Annotated in this window: 22 protein-coding genes; 14 read left to right on the plus strand and 8 right to left on the minus strand. The window is 71.5% G+C overall.

The genetic code is table 11. The annotated features are described in order from the left end of the window. The first annotated feature begins 3 nt into the window (after positions 1-3). The 4 genes from ACZ5VQ_RS41615 to ACZ5VQ_RS41630 all read left to right on the plus strand — a co-directional run bounded on the left by ACZ5VQ_RS41615 (position 4) and on the right by ACZ5VQ_RS41630 (position 3,084). The gene (locus ACZ5VQ_RS41615) at positions 4-432 is read left to right on the plus strand and encodes a roadblock/LC7 domain-containing protein (RefSeq protein ID WP_055617928.1); all 429 of its coding nucleotides are present in this window, start codon (positions 4-6) and stop codon (positions 430-432) included. Position 433: 1 nt separating this feature from the next. Next, positions 434-790: a DUF742 domain-containing protein gene (locus ACZ5VQ_RS41620; protein ID WP_055617929.1), complete on the plus strand. Its 357-nt coding sequence runs from the start codon at positions 434-436 to the stop codon at positions 788-790. After that, complete coding sequence (locus ACZ5VQ_RS41625; protein ID WP_269651802.1) at positions 777-1,391, plus strand: GTP-binding protein; 615 nt, start codon at positions 777-779, stop codon at positions 1,389-1,391. The genes ACZ5VQ_RS41620 and ACZ5VQ_RS41625 overlap by 14 nt, the downstream gene beginning before the upstream one ends. Positions 1,392-2,061: 670 nt before the next feature. Beyond that, positions 2,062-3,084, plus strand: a complete 1,023-nt coding sequence (locus tag ACZ5VQ_RS41630; RefSeq protein WP_469109550.1) for a lysylphosphatidylglycerol synthase transmembrane domain-containing protein — start codon at positions 2,062-2,064, stop codon at positions 3,082-3,084. Between the two features lie 49 nt (positions 3,085-3,133). On the opposite strand, the gene ACZ5VQ_RS41635 is transcribed toward ACZ5VQ_RS41630, so the two are convergent. Continuing rightward, entirely contained in the window at positions 3,134-3,589 is a 456-nt protein-coding gene (locus tag ACZ5VQ_RS41635) for an RpiB/LacA/LacB family sugar-phosphate isomerase (RefSeq protein ID WP_469109551.1), read from the minus strand. A gap of 14 nt (positions 3,590-3,603) precedes the next feature. Then, complete coding sequence (locus ACZ5VQ_RS41640) at positions 3,604-3,768, minus strand: hypothetical protein (RefSeq protein WP_469109552.1); 165 nt, start codon at positions 3,766-3,768, stop codon at positions 3,604-3,606. Positions 3,769-3,845: 77 nt separating this feature from the next. Here ACZ5VQ_RS41640 and ACZ5VQ_RS41645 point away from each other — a divergent pair, with 77 nt between their 5' ends. Then, positions 3,846-4,118 (plus strand): response regulator, encoded by a 273-nt coding sequence (locus ACZ5VQ_RS41645; protein ID WP_469109606.1) that lies wholly within the window; start codon positions 3,846-3,848, stop codon positions 4,116-4,118. Here ACZ5VQ_RS41645 and msrB read toward each other — a convergent pair. The 4 genes from msrB to ACZ5VQ_RS41665 all read right to left on the minus strand — a co-directional run bounded on the left by msrB (position 4,070) and on the right by ACZ5VQ_RS41665 (position 7,613). Further along, complete coding sequence (gene msrB / locus ACZ5VQ_RS41650) at positions 4,070-4,477, minus strand: peptide-methionine (R)-S-oxide reductase MsrB (protein WP_307520751.1); 408 nt, start codon at positions 4,475-4,477, stop codon at positions 4,070-4,072. The genes ACZ5VQ_RS41645 and msrB overlap by 49 nt on opposite strands. 28 nt (positions 4,478-4,505) lie before the next feature. Then, complete coding sequence (gene murC, locus ACZ5VQ_RS41655) at positions 4,506-5,894, minus strand: UDP-N-acetylmuramate--L-alanine ligase (RefSeq protein ID WP_469109553.1); 1,389 nt, start codon at positions 5,892-5,894, stop codon at positions 4,506-4,508. A 199-nt stretch (positions 5,895-6,093) separates the two neighbouring features. Next, positions 6,094-6,567, minus strand: coding sequence for an indole-3-glycerol phosphate synthase (locus tag ACZ5VQ_RS41660; RefSeq protein ID WP_469109554.1), 474 nt, complete (start codon positions 6,565-6,567; stop codon positions 6,094-6,096). A 134-nt stretch (positions 6,568-6,701) separates the two neighbouring features. Continuing rightward, positions 6,702-7,613 carry a pyrimidine reductase family protein gene (locus ACZ5VQ_RS41665; protein WP_469109555.1) on the minus strand — a complete coding sequence of 304 codons (912 nt, stop codon included), beginning with the start codon at positions 7,611-7,613 and terminating at the stop codon, positions 6,702-6,704. A 37-nt stretch (positions 7,614-7,650) separates the two neighbouring features. On the opposite strand from ACZ5VQ_RS41665, the gene zapE reads away from it, so the two are divergent. From zapE to ACZ5VQ_RS41705, 8 genes are all read left to right on the plus strand, one after another. Beyond that, entirely contained in the window at positions 7,651-8,763 is a 1,113-nt protein-coding gene (gene zapE / locus ACZ5VQ_RS41670) for a cell division protein ZapE (protein WP_469109556.1), read from the plus strand. Positions 8,764-8,950: 187 nt separating this feature from the next. Beyond that, positions 8,951-9,325, plus strand: coding sequence for a hypothetical protein (locus ACZ5VQ_RS41675; protein ID WP_362078292.1), 375 nt, complete (start codon positions 8,951-8,953; stop codon positions 9,323-9,325). Positions 9,326-9,480: 155 nt separating this feature from the next. Continuing rightward, on the plus strand, positions 9,481-10,071 hold the full coding sequence (locus ACZ5VQ_RS41680) for a carbonic anhydrase (protein ID WP_469109557.1): 591 nt from the start codon (positions 9,481-9,483) through the stop codon (positions 10,069-10,071). A gap of 50 nt (positions 10,072-10,121) precedes the next feature. Then, positions 10,122-11,573 (plus strand): SulP family inorganic anion transporter, encoded by a 1,452-nt coding sequence (locus tag ACZ5VQ_RS41685; protein ID WP_469109558.1) that lies wholly within the window; start codon positions 10,122-10,124, stop codon positions 11,571-11,573. A gap of 158 nt (positions 11,574-11,731) precedes the next feature. After that, positions 11,732-12,547, plus strand: coding sequence for a slipin family protein (locus ACZ5VQ_RS41690; RefSeq protein ID WP_359716098.1), 816 nt, complete (start codon positions 11,732-11,734; stop codon positions 12,545-12,547). 95 nt (positions 12,548-12,642) lie between these two features. Beyond that, positions 12,643-14,025, plus strand: coding sequence for a PhoX family protein (locus ACZ5VQ_RS41695; protein WP_469109559.1), 1,383 nt, complete (start codon positions 12,643-12,645; stop codon positions 14,023-14,025). 233 nt (positions 14,026-14,258) lie between these two features. Then, positions 14,259-15,119, plus strand: coding sequence for an aldo/keto reductase (locus ACZ5VQ_RS41700; protein WP_469109560.1), 861 nt, complete (start codon positions 14,259-14,261; stop codon positions 15,117-15,119). Between the two features lie 23 nt (positions 15,120-15,142). Then, a complete protein-coding gene (locus ACZ5VQ_RS41705; protein ID WP_469109561.1) occupies positions 15,143-15,394 on the plus strand; it encodes a hypothetical protein in 252 nt (83 codons plus the stop codon). On the opposite strand, the gene ACZ5VQ_RS41710 is transcribed toward ACZ5VQ_RS41705, so the two are convergent. Next, positions 15,395-16,063 (minus strand): ABC transporter, encoded by a 669-nt coding sequence (locus ACZ5VQ_RS41710; protein ID WP_469109562.1) that lies wholly within the window; start codon positions 16,061-16,063, stop codon positions 15,395-15,397. Next, positions 16,060-17,037, minus strand: a complete 978-nt coding sequence (locus ACZ5VQ_RS41715; RefSeq protein ID WP_469109563.1) for an ATP-binding cassette domain-containing protein — start codon at positions 17,035-17,037, stop codon at positions 16,060-16,062. The genes ACZ5VQ_RS41710 and ACZ5VQ_RS41715 overlap by 4 nt, the downstream gene beginning before the upstream one ends. 97 nt (positions 17,038-17,134) lie before the next feature. Between ACZ5VQ_RS41715 and ACZ5VQ_RS41720 the strand changes: the two genes are divergently transcribed. Continuing rightward, on the plus strand, positions 17,135-17,938 hold the full coding sequence (locus ACZ5VQ_RS41720) for a peptidyl-tRNA hydrolase (RefSeq protein WP_469109564.1): 804 nt from the start codon (positions 17,135-17,137) through the stop codon (positions 17,936-17,938). The last annotated feature ends 69 nt before the right edge of the window (positions 17,939-18,007 follow it).

Here is an 18,007-nt window from a genome sequence, read left to right on the forward strand (position 1 = left end):
GAAATGACACGCCCCATCCCTGCCACGCACAGCCAGCTCGACCAGCTGCTCACCGGACTGGTGGACCGGGTCGCCGAGGTGAACCACGCCGTCGTGCTCTCCGAGGACGGACTGGTCGTCAGCAGGTCCACGGGCTTCCTGCGCGACGACGCCGAGCGGCTTGCGGCGACCGCGTCCGGTCTGATGAGCCTCAGCAAGGGCGTCAGCATGGACTTCCGCGGCGGCCCCGTGCGGCAGGCGCTCATCGAGATGGCCAACAGTTATCTGATACTCAGCACGGCCGGGCCGGGCGCCCATCTGGCCGTGCTCACCAGCCAGGGTGCGGACGTCGGAGTGGTCGCGTACCAGATGAACATGCTGGTGAAGAAGATCGGCGAACACCTCAGCGCGGCACCGCGGGCGGGCGTCGCCGTCACCGACAACGGCGAGTGAGGTGAACGGAGGCGACGCGAGCGGCCGACTGGTGCGGCCGTTCACGCTGACCGGCGGCCGCACCCGGCCCAGCCGCACCGACTTCACCCTCATCACGTCGGTCACCACGGTGGACCCGCCGCCCGACCGGGCCGCGCGGCCGCAGCCCGAGCACGCGCGGATCCTGCGGCTGTGTACGAAGCCGGTCGTGGTCGCGGAGCTCGCCGCCCAGCTCGACCTGCCGGTCAGCGTGGTCTGCATCATGCTCTGCGACCTGCTGGAGGCGGGCCGGATCGTCGCCCACGCCCCACGCCAGATCTCCCGAACCTCGGACATGGACCTGCTGCAGAAAGTGAGGGACGGCCTTGGCCGGCTCTGACCCCGTCATCCAGGGGACCTCAGCACCCGACACGGTCAAGATCCTGATCGCCGGGGGATTCGGCGTCGGCAAGACCACCATGGTCGGCGCGGTCAGCGAGATCGTGCCGCTGCGCACCGAGGAACCGCTGACCTCGGCCGGCCTGGGCGTCGACGACCTCAACGGCATCCCGGAGAAGCACGCCACGACGGTGGCGCTGGACTTCGGCCGGATCACGCTCAGCCAGGAACTCGTGCTGTATCTCTTCGGCACGCCGGGGCAGCAGCGGTTCTGGTTCATGTGGAACGACCTGGCCATCGGTGCCCTGGGCGCCGTCGTCCTCGTCGACGTCCGCCGCCCGGAGTCCAGCTTCGCCGCCATCGACTTCTTCGAGCGGCGGGACATCCCGTTCGTCGTCGGCGTCAACGGCTTCCACGGCGAGCATCCGTACGCCGCGGAGGAGATCCGGGACGCCCTGGCCCTGCCCGAGCACACCCACGTACTGCTCTGCGACGCCCGGGACCGGGAGTCGTGCCGGGACGTACTGATCGCGCTGATAGACCAGTTGATAGCAACCTCGGCCCAGAGCAACGGAAGCGGACGGCCGAGCGGGCGGGTGTGAGCGCCCTCGAAGGGACCGGCCGGGGCCGGACCTGGCTTGGCGGGACTGGCTGGTCCGGCGGGGATTGCCGGGATGGCTGGTCCGGCTGGGATGGCCGGTCCGGCAGGAATGGCCGGTCCGGCGGGAACAGCCGGTCCGGCAGGAATGGCCGGTCCGGCGGGAACAGCCGGTCCGGCAGGAATGGCGAAGATAGCCGGTCCGGCTGGGCCAGCTAGAGCGACTGGGCCGGCTGGGGCGACTGGGCCGGCTGGGGCGACCGGGCTGCAGTGGACTGAACGGCGCCGCACCGTGGCGGCACCGGAACCAGTCGCCGCCCCGCCCGGCCTGATGCCCCCTCAGGATGCCCCGCCACGCTGGCGCGGAGCGCGTGATGCGCGAACACGTCCGCCGCAGCCACCAGGCCATCATGGCGGGAACGGACGAGCGCCGGGACCAGTGACAGGTGACCGGTGACCGGACCGCACCCCCACAGGTCGCCCCGACACGCACTCCGCACAGCCCGCACTCCGTGCACGGTGGCCCGCGTCGCCCGCCCGCCCACGCTCCTTCGGCTCCCGGACACCATGACGTCACACCGAGCGGGCACGTTTCGGTCGTCCCCTCCTGCCTCGCCTTGTATCCGTCCGCCCCGCTCCCCGCGCGGGCGTGACGCGGAAGGACGACGTGCGCCGTGTCCCTGCTGCCGCTCGACACCACCGTCCCCCGGGCGCTCCCCACGCCCGCCCCGTCCCCTTCACCCTCCCGCCCCCGCTTCTCCGCCGCCGCGCGCCTGACCCGCTGGACGCTGAGCCTGCTCCCGCTCCTGCTGATCGGCGCGTGGGCGGTGCTCGACTGGCGTGCCGTCCGTGACGGCGCCGCCCGGCTGGCCTCCGCCGACCCCTGGTGGCTGCTGGCCGCGGCCCTGTTCACCTGTCTGGGCTGGGTGGCCGCCGCGTGTGTGCGGCAGGGCGCCATACCGGACCGGCTGCCGCCGGGACTGCTGCTGGCCTCCCAGGTCGCCGCGGGTACCGCGAACCACGTACTCCCGGCGAGCATCGGCGCCCACGCCGTCACCCTGCGCTTCCTGCAGGGCCGCGGCATCCCCCTGGCCAGGGCCACCGCCTCGCTCGCCCTGTACTCACTGGTCAAGCCGATCGCGAAGACGCTGGTGCTGCTGGTCTTCATGGTGGCCTTCCCGGAGTTGCTGCACCTCGGTGAACTCGTCCCGGACGAACGGACCATGCTCCTGGTCGCCGGTGCCGTGACCCTCGGGTTCGGCTCGACCGCCCTTCTCGTGACCACCGTGCGTCCGCTGCGCCGCCCGGCCCTCGACTGCGTACGCACCGCCCTGACCGACGTCCGGGTGCTGCACACCAGGCCGGCCCGGATCCTCGCGCTGTGGGGCGGTTCGGCCGCGACCCCGCTGCTCCAGGGGAGCGTGATCGCCACGGTCGGGTTCTCTCTCGGGCTGCCGCTGTCCTGGGCGCAGGTGATCCTCGCGCTGCTCCTCGCCAGTACGGCGGTCGGAGCCGTGCCCGCGCCCGGCGGCATCGGGCCGGTCGACGCGGCCCTGGTGTTCACCATGGTCGCCTTCGGCGCCCCGATCGGCATCGCCACGGCGACCGTCATCGGCTACCGCGTCCTGACGGTCTGGGTACCCCTGCTGCCGGGCGCGCTGGTCCTGTCGATCCTCGTACACCGCAAGGTGCTGTGAGCCGCACCGGACGACGGGACCCGACCACGGGCCACTGGACCGCAGGAGGTTACGACTCGCCTCTTCCGAGATCGAGCCGCCCGACGTGGGCCACGTTCCCCCGGTCCTCGGCGTCCTCACTGGCCTCCGCGGCGAACCACGCGTCGAGGATCTCCTTGAGCAGCGGCTCGGACGTCAGCCGCAGACTGAGCGCCAGCACATTGGCGTCGTTCCACCGCCGTGCGCCCTGGGCGGTGTACGCGTCCGTGCACAGCGCGGCCCGCACGCCGGGCACCTTGTTCGCGGCGATCGACGCACCGGTGCCGGTCCAGCAGCACACGACCGCCTGGTCGGCGTCCCCGGCGGCGACCCGACGAGCCGCCGTCTCCGAACACACCGCCCACTGCGGATCCTCCCCGGGACTCAACGCCCCGTACGCCAGCACCTCGTGACCACGCCCGCGCAACTCTTCGAGCAGGGCACGGGCGACGGGTTCGTCCATGTCGGAGGAGACGGAGATCCGCATGTCCCGGAGCCTACTCAGCGGACGAGCCCGACGCAGCACCGGTGACCCCTCCCGTCCATGGAGATCACCGCCTGGCCGATGACCGTGTTGAGGAACGCCACGAGGGTCAGGAAGGCACCCGCCCCCGTGAGAACGGCCTGTGCCCAGGACGCACCGGCCACCGCGGCGCCACCCGCCATCGACGCACAGGGCGTGACGCGGGTCCTGGTCGCCGACCCTCACCCCCTCTGGCGTCGAGAGGTCACCACCCAGCTCGATCGAGACCGCGGGATTCGACGTCGTCGCCACAGTCAACACCGCGGCACAGGCACTTCGCGAAGCTCGCGCGAGGACGCCCCACGTGGTGGTCACCTCGATGCATCTGCCGGACAGGTCGGGCGCACAACTGTGCAGCGACCTCAGGGACGGTGACGTGGCAGCGCGTGTTCTGGTGTTCTCCGCCGGCCGCGAGCCCGACGAAGTGGTCGCCGGTGCCCCGGATCAGCCCTCGTCCGGCGTCAGCCGCAGCGAGACGCTGTTGATGCAGTAGCGCTGGTCGGTCGGGGTGGGGTACCCCTCACCCTCGAACACGTGCCCGAGATGTGAACCGCAGCGGGCGCACCGCACCTCCGTCCGCACCATCCCGTGGGACCGGTCGGCGATCAGCTCGACCGCGTCGGACTCCTTGGGGTCGTAGAAGGAGGGCCAGCCGCAGTGCGACTCGAACTTCTCGGTGGAGGTGAAGAGCTCGGCGCCGCAGGCGCGGCAGGAGTACACGCCCTTCGTCTTGGTGTCGGTGTACTCGCCGGTGAACGCCGGCTCGGTGCCCGCCTTGCGCAGGACCGCGTACTCGGCCGGGTTCAGCTCCGCGCGCCACTGCTCGTCCGGCTTTTCGATGTCGTACGACATGAAGCTCAACCCCTCACTACAGGTACGGCTACTTCGACAGGCGGGTCAGGATCTCGGGTCCGAGGTCCGTCACGTCACCCGCGCCCATGGTGAGAACGAGATCACCGGGCTTCGCCATTCCCGCCACCACCGCGGGCACGTCCGCCTTGTCCTTCACCGGCGTCACGTCCGCGCCCGCGGCCCGGGCCGCTTCGATGATCAGCTCGCTGGTGACGCCCGGGATCGGGTCCTCGCGGGCCGGGTAGATGTCCAGCACGACCGAGGCGTCCGCCAGGGCCAGGGACTCGCCCATCTCCTTGCCCAGCTCCTGGGTGCGGGAGAACAGGTGGGGCTGGAAGACGACCAGGATGCGGCCGTCACCGGCGGCCGCCCGCATCGCCTCCAGGTCCGCGGTCATCTCCGTCGGGTGGTGCGCGTACGAGTCGATGACCTGCACGCCCGCGGCCTCGCCCTTCAGCTGGAGCCGCCGCTTCACGCCCGTGTACGAGGCGATGGCCGGGGCCAGCTCCGCCGCCGGGATGCCGAGCGCCGCGCCCGCCGCCAGCGCCGCCACCGCGTTGTGCGCGTAGTGGCGACCCGGGACCGAGACCGTGAAGGTCAGCGGCGAGCCGTCCAGCTCGACCGTCACCTCGCTCTTCAGCCCCTGGGCGACGACGGACAGGACACGTACGTCCGCGTCCTCGGACTCTCCGTACGTCACCACCCGGACGTCGTCCGACAGCCGCCGGGTCAGTTCGCGCGCGCCCTCGTGGTCCGCGGTGATCACCAGGGTGCCGCCCGGCACGATCTTGTCCGCGAACGTCTCGAAGGACTCGTAGATCTCGTCCATGGAGGCGTAGTTGGCGTGGTGGTCCAGCTCCACGTTCAGCACGATCGCCACCTCGGGCGCGTACTTGTGGAAGCTGCGGTCCGACTCGTCGGCCTCGGCGACGAAGATCTCGCCCTCGCCGTGCAGGGCGTTGGATCCGGGGGCGTCGAGGTCGCCGCCGATCGCGTACGAGGGGTTCAGGCCCAGGGTCGACAGGGAGACGGCCAGCATCGACGTCGTGGTCGTCTTGCCGTGGGTGCCCGCGACCGCGATCGGCCGCAGGCCGTCCATCAGGCGGGCGAGGGCGTCCGAGCGGTGGACGACCGGGATGCCCAGCTCGGCGGCGCGGGCCAGCTCCGGGTTGTCGGCGCGGATCGCGGACGACACGACCACGCAGGTCGCGTCGTCGGCGAGATGCCCGGCCGCGTGGCCGATGTGCACCGCCGCCCCCAGCGCACGCAGCGCCTCGGCGGTCGCGGACTCCTTCGCGTCACTGCCCGCGACCGCCGCCCCGCGCTGCGCGAGAATCTTCGCGATCCCCGACATCCCGGCACCGCCGATGCCGATGAAGTGCGGTCGGTCCATGGCGGTGGGAAGACCGGGTGCCATACGTGTTTCTCCCAGGACTCGGGTACGACGGTGAGCGCACCCAGCCTATTGGCTGCGGCGACCCGCGCCCCTCAGGGGCGCGGGGCTGTGACATTGTGCGGCTCCGCCGCGTGGGCGCGACCAGCCACATGCCCGCCGCACCCGACGAAGCCGAGCACCATCACGGCGCCCATGGCCAAGCCACAGCGGCAACGAACCGTCACGACTTGCTGTGCGAGAACAGCTTCAACACCGGCACCCCCACCTTGTGCCGAGCCCGCGAGGCCCAGTCCCGGTGGAAGAACTCCTCCACGTAATGAGGATCGGTCAGCACGATGACCTCGTCCGCGTCGATCTCGTCCACGAGCCCCTTGAGCGCGTCCAGCGGATGATCCTCGATCAACCGCCCCTCCGCCCCGCTCCCCGCCACCCGCAACGCCACCAGCGACACCTCCAGGGCCTTCTGCCCCTGGCCGACGGCCTCCTCGCCCTCGGGCGTCTCGTTCTCGCGCGCCGCTTCGTCCAGCTCGCCGAGCGCCACGTCGTCGATGGCCCGCAGCAACCGGTCGGCCTGGTCGCCGCGGGGCTGGAGCAGCACATGGAAGGCGACGTCCTCGTCACCGTGCAAGCTGGTGACGAACTCCACGTCCGCGGACGTCAGGGCCTTCTCGATCATCAGTACGCTTGTGAACACGACAGGCGCCCTTCTCATCCGTGGGCCGTCCGTAGGCCCCTGCGGAAACCATCCTGCCCCGTAACCGCACGGGGACTGCGAGATTTAGTGTGCCCAGCGAAAGCCAAACGGAACGGATGATTCCGTCTATTTGGTCAGGTCCGACGGTAACGGCTGAACAGGAACCCGGCCTCCTCCAGCAGAGAGGTCAGTTCGAAGCGCCTCGGCACGGCCACCGGAGGGCCGCCGGCGATGCGTTGGGCGTCGCCCGCGGTGAGCATCGGGGACACCGTCAGACAGAGCTCGTCGAGTACGCCGGCCGCGACCAGCTGGCCGAGCAGCCGGGGCCCGCCCTCGGTCAGGAGCCGGTACAGGCCCCGGTCGGCGAGCGCGCGTACGGCCCGGGCGGGGTCCACACCCATGCCGTCCCCGGCGATCACGACCTCTGCGCCGGCCTTCTCGGCGGCGGCGATCCGGTCGGGGGCCGCCGCGGCGCCCGTGAGCACGAGCGTCGGGACCAGGGGCGAGGTGAAGAGCGGCAGCGAGAAGTCCAGGGCCAGGCTCGCGCTGACCACCGCGATCGCCGGGGCCGGGCCCTGCCCCGCCGCTTCGCGGAGCGCGGCGAAGTCCGCCCGCGCGCGTGCCGGGCGGTAACCCTCCTGGCGTACCGTTTCCGCACCGACCACCACAGCGTCCGCGAGCGCCCGCAACGTGCCGAAGATCCGCATGTCGGCGGCGCTGGAAATGGGCTGTGAACGCCCGTCGTGCTGGGCGGCCCCGTCGAGCGTGGACACCATGTTGGCCCGCAGCCAGGGCTGCGGGCCAGAGGCCCCCGCACCCCCCGAGGCGTCCGAGGCGTCCGAGGCGTCCGGCGAACCCGGCAGACCCGATGGATAGGCGTACGCCTCCGCCAGCTCCTCCAGTCCCCACTCCCGGTCGGCCCGGTCGGCCCGGTCGGCCCGATGGGCTCGGTCGGCCCCCGCCGCACCGGCCTGCCCGGCCGTACCAGGGCCCCCACCCGAGTCCCGGGCTGCTGTCTCGTCGGTCACAGGGAACAGGCGTCGCATGTCGTGCAGTCTGGCACGGCCCGTAGAGTGGGGAACCGTGTCGACCTCCCCCTCTGCCCCCGGTCTCGGTTCCATAGCCGACGCGGCCCCGTCGTCCCTGTGCGCTCGCGAGCCGCACGTCCCGGCGGATCGGCTGGTCGCCGAGATGGTGCCGCCGCCCCGGTTCGACTCGGTCCGCTTCGATACGTACATTCCGGACCCGAACCAGCCCAGCCAGACCGAGGCCGTCCACGTGCTGGACGCCTTCGCGGCGGGTCTCGGCGGTGCGCAGGCCGCCGGCTCCGGCAAGCGCGGCTTCCTCGGCTTCGGGAAGAAGGCCGCGAAGGCACCGGCCGGCCCCCGCGGCGTGTACCTCGACGGCGGCTACGGCGTCGGCAAGACACACCTGCTCGCCTCCCTCTGGCACGCGACCCCCGCCGAGCCCTCCCTCAAGGCCTTCGGCACGTTCGTGGAGCTGACGAACCTGGTCGGCGCCCTCGGCTTCCAGCAGACCGTGCAGACGCTGAGCGGCCACCGGCTGCTCTGCATCGACGAGTTCGAGCTCGACGATCCCGGTGACACCGTCCTCGTGTCCAGCCTGCTCGGCCGGCTGGTCGAGGCGGGCGTGGCGCTCGCCGCGACCTCCAACACGCTGCCGGGCAAGCTCGGCGAGGGCCGGTTCGCCTCGGTCGACTTCCTGCGCGAGATCCAGGGTCTGTCCGCGCACTTCCGGTCGCTGCGCATCGACGGCGAGGACTACCGCCACCGCGGGCTGCCCGAGGCCCCGGACCCGTACTCCGACGAGCAGGTCACCAAGGCCGCGTACGCGACGCCGGGGGCCTCGCTCGACGACTTCCCGCATCTGCTCGACCACCTGGCCCGGGTCCACCCCAGCCGGTACGGCGCGCTGACCGACGGGATCACGGCGGTCTGCCTCACGGACGTCCGGCCGGTCCCGGACCAGTCGACCGCGCTGCGGCTCGTCGTGCTCGCCGACCGTCTGTACGACCGCGAGGTGCCGGTACTCGCCTCGGGGATGCCCTTCGACCGGCTGTTCAGCGAGGAGATGCTGAACGGCGGCTACCGCAAGAAGTACTTCCGCGCGATCTCCCGGCTCACGGCGCTTGCACGGGACGCGAAGGACCTCGTCGGAACGCGAAGGACCTCGTGACGGACCTCGTGAAGGGCTGACCGAACCGCCGTTCCCCAGCCGGTTTCCGGCCTGCTTCCGATGCTCTTCGGCCCACTTCAGGCTCTCTTCAGGGTGAAACGTTAAGTTAACCCTGCAAACAACTTCACCCGTTAACGTTCATGTTGACGTGAGAGCACTTGACCCGAAGCCGGCCGAGAGGGGGCGCATGCTACGAGGTACGACGGCCCGGACCCTGTTCACCGTTCTCGCCGCCGTCCTGCTCGCCCTGCAACTCTCCGCCCCCGCTTCGGCGTTCGCTTCCGCGCACACGACACCTGTCACGGGGCCCAAGAGCAAGGCCGAGTTCGTCACCTGTGGCGAGGCCCTGCACCCGGGCAGCCCGACGGGTCCCCTGCGGACCCGTGACCGGATCCGCGTCGCGGACCACGTCCCCCAGTCACCCGCGCGTCCACTGCTCTGCAAGGACCCCGCGACCTACCACGACGACCCGTCGCACCTCGCCGCTCCCGCGGCGCACCACCGTACGACGAGATCGTCGACAGGCCACTCCGCGGCGGCACTTCAAGTGTTCCGCTGCTGACCCGACCCCCACCGGGCACGAAGCGACTCCGACCTGACCCACCCTCACCACGCCACGTCCGCCGAGCGCGTCGACGTGGGGTCATGTCGCCGTACCCGCATGCGCTCCGTTTTGTACACCGACGCGCCCTGTGGCGCGCCAGGAGGAACTGACACATGCAGCCCCTCATCGATCACGCACGCTCCTTCCGCAAGCAGTCCGAGGACCGCCCGGAGGAGTTCGCCCGTCTCGCCGAAGGCCAGTCCCCGCAGGTCCTGTTCATCACCTGCTCCGACTCCCGGGTCGTCCCGGCCCTGATCACCGGAGCCCGGCCCGGTGAGCTCTTCGAACTGCGCACGGCGGGCAACATCGTCCCCCCGCACACCTCCGCACAGCCCACCAGCGAGGCCGCCACCATCGAGTACGCGGTGGAGGTGCTCGGGGTCGCGGACATCGTCGTCTGCGGCCACTCCCACTGCGGTGCCGTCGGCGCGCTGGTACGCGGCGACGACCTGACCGCCGTACCCGCCGTACGCGACTGGCTCGCGCACTCGACTCCCCGGCCCGAAGGCGCCGTCGGGGACCCGGCCGTCACCGAGGCCGTGCAGAGCCACATACTCACCCAGCTCCTGCGACTGCGCTCCTACCCGTGCGTGGCCCGGCGTCTGACGAGTGGTCAACTCCGTCTGCGCGGCTGGTTCTACGAGGTGCACACCGGCTCCGTCCTGGAGCACGACGTGCACACCGACTCCTTCAAGGGGCTGTGAGCAACGCGATGAGCACCCCCACAAGCAACCGAACGAGTACAAGCAACCGAATGAAGTTCCCCCATCTGCGGCAGGACGTCGCCGCCTCGCTCGTCGTCTTCCTCGTCGCCCTGCCGTTGTGCGTGGGCGTGGCGGTGGCGTCGGGCGTGCCCGCCGAACTCGGCCTGGTCACCGGCATCGTGGGCGGCCTCGTCACCGGTCTGCTGCCCGGCAGCAGCCTGCAGGTCTCGGGTCCGGCCGCCGGTCTGACCGTGCTGGTCTTCGAGGCGGTGCAGGAGTACGGACTACCCGTGCTCGGAGTCATCGTGCTGGCCACGGGTCTGATCCAAGTCGCCATGGGCGCCCTGAAGTTGGGGCGCTACTTCCGGGCCATCTCGGTGGCCGTCGTCGAGGGCATGCTGGCCGGGATCGGGCTCGTCCTGATCGCCGGGCAGCTCTACTCGGTGGCGGGCGCGGAGGCACCCGCCTCGGGTCTGGGCAAGCTGGCCGGACTGCCGGGACTGGTCGCCGACTCCGCCGGGTCCGCCGAGGCACTGGCCTCGTTCGGCCTCGGGGCCGGCACCATCGCCGTGCTGGTGCTGTGGAAGCACCTGCCGAAGAAGGTACGTACGGTGCCGGGGGCGCTCGGCGCGGTCGCGCTGGCCACGCTCGTGACGCTGGCGTTCGGCCTGCCCGTGGCGACCGTCGAGGTGAAGGGCCTGCTCGACTCGATCCAGCTGCCGGGCTTCGAGACCGTCGGCGAGCTGGCGAGCGTCGGCGTGCTCGGCACAGTGGTGGCCTTCGTGCTGATCGCCTCGGCGGAGTCGCTGTTCAGCGCCGCCGCCGTGGACCGGCTGCACGACGGACCGCGTACCGAGTACGACAAGGAACTGTTGGCGCAGGGCGCGGGCAACACGGTCTGCGGGCTGCTCGGCGCGCTGCCGATGACCGCGGTGATCGTGCGCAGCGCGGCGAACGTGCAGGCGGGCGCACGGACGAAGGCGTCCCGGGTCATGCACGGCATGTGGCTGCTGCTGTTCGCGGCGCTGCTGCCGGCCGTGCTCGCCTACATTCCGCTGCCGGCCCTCGCGGGCATCCTGGTGCACGCGGGCTGGAAGCTGATTCCGCTGCGCGGGATCGTGTCGCTGTGGCGCGAGCACCGGGGCGAGGCGCTGATCCTGATCGTCACGGCCGTGTCGATCGTCGCGATCAGCATGTTCGAGGGTGTCCTGATCGGGCTCGCCCTCGCGGTCGCCAAGACGGCCTGGGAGGCCTCGCACCTCAAGCTGGAGGTCATCGACAAGGGGGCGGGCCCCGTGCAGGCGTACCTGTCGGGCAACGCCACCTTCCTGCGGCTGCCGAAGATCCTCGACAACCTGGAGGCGCTGCCCCAGGACCGGCCGGTCGAGCTGGACCTGTCGGGGCTGCACCACCTGGACCACGCGTGCCGGACGGCCCTGGAGAACTGGGCCGAGCGGCACAGCGCGACGGGCACGGAGCCGGTGAAGGTCACCGCTCCCTAGCCTCTCCTGTAGTCCCCTGTAACCCCCTGATCAGGCACGATCGGCCCGGGGCTCGACAGAGCCCCGGGCCGATCCGTTGCCGGAACCCGGGCGTATCGTTGAATTAGCCACATAAGCGGCGACTCGATCGGCAGAAAGTGCGGAGGGCAGGGGTCGACATGGTCGAAGAACTCCTGGTCGCGGCGGCGACGGTCGCGTCCGTCGGGGTCGTGTACGTCGCGGCGGCGGCACGGATCGTGAAGCAGTACGAACGCGGAGTGGTCCTCCGGCTCGGGCGGCTGCGCGGAGAGCCGCGCACTCCGGGGTTCACGATGGTGGTCCCCGCGGTCGACCGGCTGCACAAGGTGAACATGCAGATCGTGACGATGCCCGTGCCCGCGCAGGAGGGCATCACCCGGGACAACGTCACGGTGCGCGTGGACGCGGTCGTCTACTTCAAGGTGGTCGACGCGGCACACGCGATCATCAGGGTCGAGGACTACCGCTTCGCGGTCTCGCAGATGGCGCAGACGTCACTGCGCTCGATCATCGGCAAGAGCGACCTCGACGACCTGCTGTCGAACCGCGAGAAGCTCAACCAGGGCCTGGAGCTGATGATCGACAGCCCTGCCGTGGACTGGGGCGTGTCCATCGACCGCGTCGAGATCAAGGACGTCTCGCTGCCCGAGACGATGAAACGGTCGATGGCCCGGCAGGCGGAGGCCGACCGTGAGCGCCGGGCGCGGATCATCAACGCCGACGCGGAACTCCAGGCCTCGAAGAAGCTGGCGGAGGCCGCCGGAGTGATGTCCGAGCAGCCCGCCGCGCTCCAACTCCGGCTGCTGCAGACCGTGGTGGCGGTCGCCGCCGAGAAGAACTCGACGCTCGTACTGCCCTTCCCGGTGGAGCTGCTGCGGTTCCTGGAACGGGCACAGCAGCCGAACGAACTCCATGGCCCAACTCCCCCGCCATCCGGGTCGTCTGACGCTGCGTGAGAACGCCACGCTACGCGCGTGGTTCACGTGTCCGGTGGTGCGTGATACACACATGCGGGTCACGTTCTCCTGTCCGCCAACAGGAAGGTTGCCCCATGTCCGCAACACGACGCGAGGTGCTCGCCCGCTCCGGTGCCCTGGGAGTGGGCATCGCGTTCACGGGAGCCATGTCGGAGCTCTTCACCGGCACGGCCACCGCGCTGGGCCACACCGGATACGGCCCCCTGGTCCCCGACCCGGACGGCCTGCTGGACCTGCCCGAAGGCTTCCGCTACCGGGTGCTCTCCCGCGAGGGCGACCAACTGCGCTCCGGCGAGGGCCGGGTGCCGAGCAACCACGACGGCATGGCCGCGTTCGCCGGGCGGTCCGGCTCCGGCGACAGACACGGCCGTGTCGTCCACCTGGTCCGCAACCACGAGAACCGCAACACCGGTCGTATTCCGGTCCCGACGATCGAGGGCCTCACCTACGACCCGATCGGCAAGGGCGGCTGTACGTCGCTGACGGTCGACTCCCGCGGAAACGTGCTCGACGAGCGGGTCGCGATCGCCGGTACGGCGGTCAACTGCGCGGGCGGGCCCACGCCTTGGGGCACGTGGCTCACCTGCGAGGAGACCGAGGACAAGGCCGGCACGAACGGTTACACCAAGGACCACGGCTTCATCTTCGAGGTCGACCCGGCGCATCCGCACCGCACGGGCGCGGTGCCCCTCACCGCGATGGGCCGCTTCCAGCACGAGGCGATCGCCGTCGACCCGAAGCGCGGCATCGTCTACGAGACCGAGGACGCCTTCGAGAGGCCCTTCGGTCTCTTCTACCGTTTCCTGCCCAACAAGCCCGAGGGCGGCCGCGGTTCGCTCCGCGCGGGCGGCCGGCTCCAGGCGATGCGCGTACCGGGCGTCCCGGATCTCTCCTCGATCCAGGAGACGGGTGCGAGCTTCGACCGCGTCGAGTGGGTGGACGTCCCGGACCCGCTCGCCGCCCAAACCGCCATCCGTTTCCAGGACTTCGGCCCCAAGGGCATCACCCACGCCCAGAAGCTGGAGGGCTGCTACTGGGGCGGCAAGTCGGTCTACTTCGTCTCGTCGTTCGCGCACAGCAGCGAGGGTTCGGCCGCGGACCACTTCGGCCAGATCTGGCGGTACGACCCCGACGCCCGCCGGCTCACCCTGGTGATCGTCTTCGGTCCCGACACCGACGTACAGCTGCCCGGCGAGTCCCCCGACAACATCTGCCTCGCGCCCAGCGGCGGCCTGATGGTCTGCGAGGACGGCGGGGGCGTCCAGCACGTGTACGGCGTGACACGGCGCGGCGAGGTGTACGCGATGGCCCGCAACCGGCAGAACATCGGCACGCCGGAGGAACCGGAGTGGGGTGAGTTCGCGGGCGTCACGTTCTCGCCGGACGGCAGGACGATGTACGTGAACTGCTACACGCCCGGGACGACGTTCGCGGTAACGGGCCCCTGGCGAAGGTAGCTCCGCGCCCGCCGAGCAGGCGGCCCGGCCGACGGGAGGGGTGGGACGCGGACAACGGGTCCCACCCCGGCGCCACACCGTCGGGCGCGGGTACCGCTTCGTGCAGGTGCCGGACCTGATCCGACCGGATTCATCACCGTCACCGCTGAAAGCGATCGGATTCTCTTGCTGGACGGCTAAAAGGTGACGGTGGAGGCTGGGGCGTACCGAATGAATCCCCAGGAGGAACCTCCATGCAGACACGCACCGTCGGTGACGTCCAGGTCGGAGCTATCGGTCTGGGCGGTATGCCGATGTCCATCGAGGGGCGCCCCGACGAGCAGCGTTCGGTCGCGACCGTGCACGCCGCGCTGGAGGCCGGCGTGACGCTGATCGACACCGCGGACGCCTACCACCGGGACGCCGACGAGGTCGGTCACAACGAATCCCTGATCGCCCGCGCGGTGGCCGAGTACGACGGCGACACCTCGGACGTGCTGATCGCGACGAAGGGCGGTCATCTGCGTCCGGGCGACGGCTCGTGGACGCTGAACGGCTCGCCGGAGTACCTGAAGAAGGCCTGCGACGCGTCGCTGGAGCGGCTCGGCGTCGAGGCCATCGGGCTCTACCAGTTCCACCGGCCGGACCCGCGCGTCCCCTACGAGGAGTCGGTCGGGGCGATCCGCGATCTGCTGGACGCGGGCAAGATCCGCTTCGCGGGCATCTCCAACGCCGGTCCCGACCGGATCCTGCTGGCCAACGAGATCCTCGGCGGCCGGCTGGTGAGCGTGCAGAACCAGTTCTCGCCCGCCTTCCGTTCCAGCGAGCCGGAGTTGGAGCTCTGCGCGGAACTGGGCATCGCGTTCCTGCCGTGGAGCCCGCTGGGCGGCATCTCGAACGCCGGCGCGCTGGGTTCGCGGTACGCCGCGTTCGCGGACGTGGCCCGGGCCCACGGCGTGAGCCCCCAGCAGGTCTGCCTGGCCTGGATGCTCGCGAAGGCACCGGTGGTGATCCCGATCCCGGGCTCCTCCCGCCCCGAAACCATCCGCGACTCGGTCGCCGCGGCGGAGCTGAAGCTCTCCGCGGAGGAGCAGGCACGCCTCGACGCGGTGTGAGGGGGCGCGCCTACCCTGAAGGCATGAGCGACCATTCGGACACCGAGCGCCCCGCGCCCCCTGAGGGGCGCGGGGCTGTGGCATCACGCGGCTCCGCCGCGGGGCTCGACCGGCCCACGACGACCGGCACATCACCCACCGGCCTTTCTCCGGAGCGCCCCGCCGAGTGCGTGCTCTGCCAGAAGCCCACGGAGTACCCGGAGTCCCACAAGGGCATCACCCTGTGCCCCGTCTGCGAATGGCAGGAGGCACAGCGCACGGCCTGCTCCGGTTGATCAGCCTCGGCGAGTGGTCAGCGCGCAGGCCACCGCGACGGCCGCCGCAGCCATCGCGCCGGCGACGAACAACGGCAACACAGGCGCCGGTACGACCCCTGCCTGCGACCCCGCCACCAGGTCGGTGACCGCCACGCGGGCCGGTGACCCCGTCACCACCAGCGCCAGCACCGCCGCGAGCAGCATCGCCGGGACCGCCCGGCCGGTCGACCGCAGCAGCGGCCGGGTCGTGAGCGCTCCGACGGCCGTGCCGAGCAGGGCGCAGGCGAGCGCGGCGAGCAGCCCGGCGCCGCCCGCCGGTACGACGGGCACCGGCGTCCGGTGGTCGGTGCTCGCCGGATCGCTGACCACGCTCACGACGACCGTCGCCACCACCCCGAGCAGCGCCGCCGCCCCGAACGCGACGAGCAGACAGGCGAGATGCGCCCGCGCGGGCCCGGCCGCCGCGCCCACACAACTCCGGGCGGCGGGCGGCTCGTTGGTGGCGCAGATCCGTACGAGCCAGGCGGCGACGGGGAGCACCGCGGCGGCCGCGTAGCCGAGCGAGTCCAGCACCGGCTGGCCCGTCTGGACGCCGATCCCCAGAACGGCCGCGTACAGGATGACCGGCGGCAGCCAGCGCTGAGAGCGCAGCAGGAGCGCGGCCTGATAGCGGAGGAGCGCGGTCATGAGCGGACCTCGGCACCGGCACCGGCGCCGGCGCCCGTATCGGCACCTGTATCGGCATCAACAGCCGCTGCTGCAGGGGATCTTGGCGGTACGCGGGTCGCGGGTGGGCCCTCCCCCACGCTCACCACATGCCACGGTGGGCGGGCCGTCAGCAGGGTCCTGAGCAGGGTGTCCGAATGCGTCTCGGGGACAGTGAGGCGGAGCCTTCCGGTGCCGGTGCCGGTGCCGGTGCCGGTGCCGGGCTCCTCGACGGAGACGGCCAGGCAGGTCGCCTCAGCGGGCGGCTCGGCGCCCGACGGCCCCTGCACCTCGACCACCACGTACGCCTCCTCGCTCTGCGCCGAACTCCCCTTGACCGTACGGACGTTGCCGTCCACGACCGCGTACGTCACGTCCGGTGCCCCCGCCAGCCGTCGCGGGTCGTGGTCGACGAACACCACCGTGCCGCCCACGGCCCTGCGCTCCAGGACCGCCCGCTCCAGTTCCGTACGGGCGGCCGTGTCGAGGCCGGTCCAGGCTTCGTCGAGGACGAGGAGTTCCGGTTCGGCGAGCAGTGCCTGGGCGACCGCGACCTTCTGGCTGCTGCCCTTGGAGAGTTCCGACATCGGCGTACGGGCGTACTCGGCGGCGCCCAGGCGTTCCAGCCACTCGACGGCGGCCCGGGCGGCCTCCCCACGGGACAGGCCGTGGACGCTGCCGAGGTGGATCAGATAGCCGGCCGAGGTGAAAGGCAGGGCGGCCGGGAAGCGTTCGGGGACGTACGCGGTGCGGGGGCGGCCCGTGATACGGCCCTCGGTGGGGGCGTCGATCCCGGCGAGGAGGCGCAACAGGGTCGACTTGCCGGTGCCGTTGGCGCCCTCGATCCGCGTCAGGGTGCCCGGGGCCAGCGTGAGGTCGACGCCGCGCAGCACCCATGGGGCGCCGCCGAGACCGTACCGGCGGCCGACGCCCTCCAGCAGCAACTCGCGATTCATGCGCCCCATCCTCGCGCGGACGTTCGCGCGAGCGCAGAGGAACCGGCCAGAGGAACTGGTCAAAGGAACCGATCTTCCGCCTGGCAGACTGGAGGGCGTGAGCAGCGACCAGACGACCGCCTCCGGTGCCGACGCCGGGGACACCCCGCAGGACTCCCCGGACGGCACCCCGCAGGACAGCCCCTTCCGCGACGAGCGGACCGCCCGCGACGAGGCACCGCAGTACGTGCTGCCCCTGGTCGTCCGCATCGAGCGGAACGAACCGCCGGGGCGTACGGACGCGCTGGAGACCGCGGCCCGTGCCGTCCTGGTGATGCTCAGCGACGAGCGGTCGCTGGGGGACGGGGAGTGGGCCCAGGCGATGCGGGACTGGCAGGACGCCCGGATCCGCAAGGTCGTCCGGCGGGCGCGCGGCGCCGAGTGGCGGCGGGCCGAGGCGCTGCCTGGCCTCACCGTCACCGGAAAGTCGGCCGAGGTCCGGGTCTTCCCGCCGGTCCCGCTCGACGGCTGGCCCAAGGACCTGGCACGTCTCCAGGTCTCCGGCACGGACCTGGACGACCCGGAGCCGCCGGGAGACGCCGACCCGGCTGCGCCCGTCCTCTGGATGAACCCGGACCTGGAGATGTCGGCCGGCAAGTCGATGGCCCAGGCGGGCCACGGTGCCCAACTGGCCTGGTGGAAGCTGTCGGACGAGGACCGCACGGCCTGGCGCGAGGCGGGCTTCCCCCTCACGGTCCGCACCGCCGCCCCCGCCCGTTGGACCGAACTCACCACGAGCGGACTGCCGCTGGTGCGCGACGCGGGCTTCACGGAGATCGCGCCGGGGACGACCGTCGCCGTCGAGGGATACGACCGCGTCGGCGCCCTCCGGCCGGACCACGTGCGCCGGTCGGCCGACTAGGACGCTCGCGTCTCCACTCGTGGCCGGCTCCGGGACGGGGCTCCGGGAACTGGGCTCCGGGACGGGCCT

This window comes from Streptomyces sp. NPDC033178 (genome assembly GCF_055577685.1).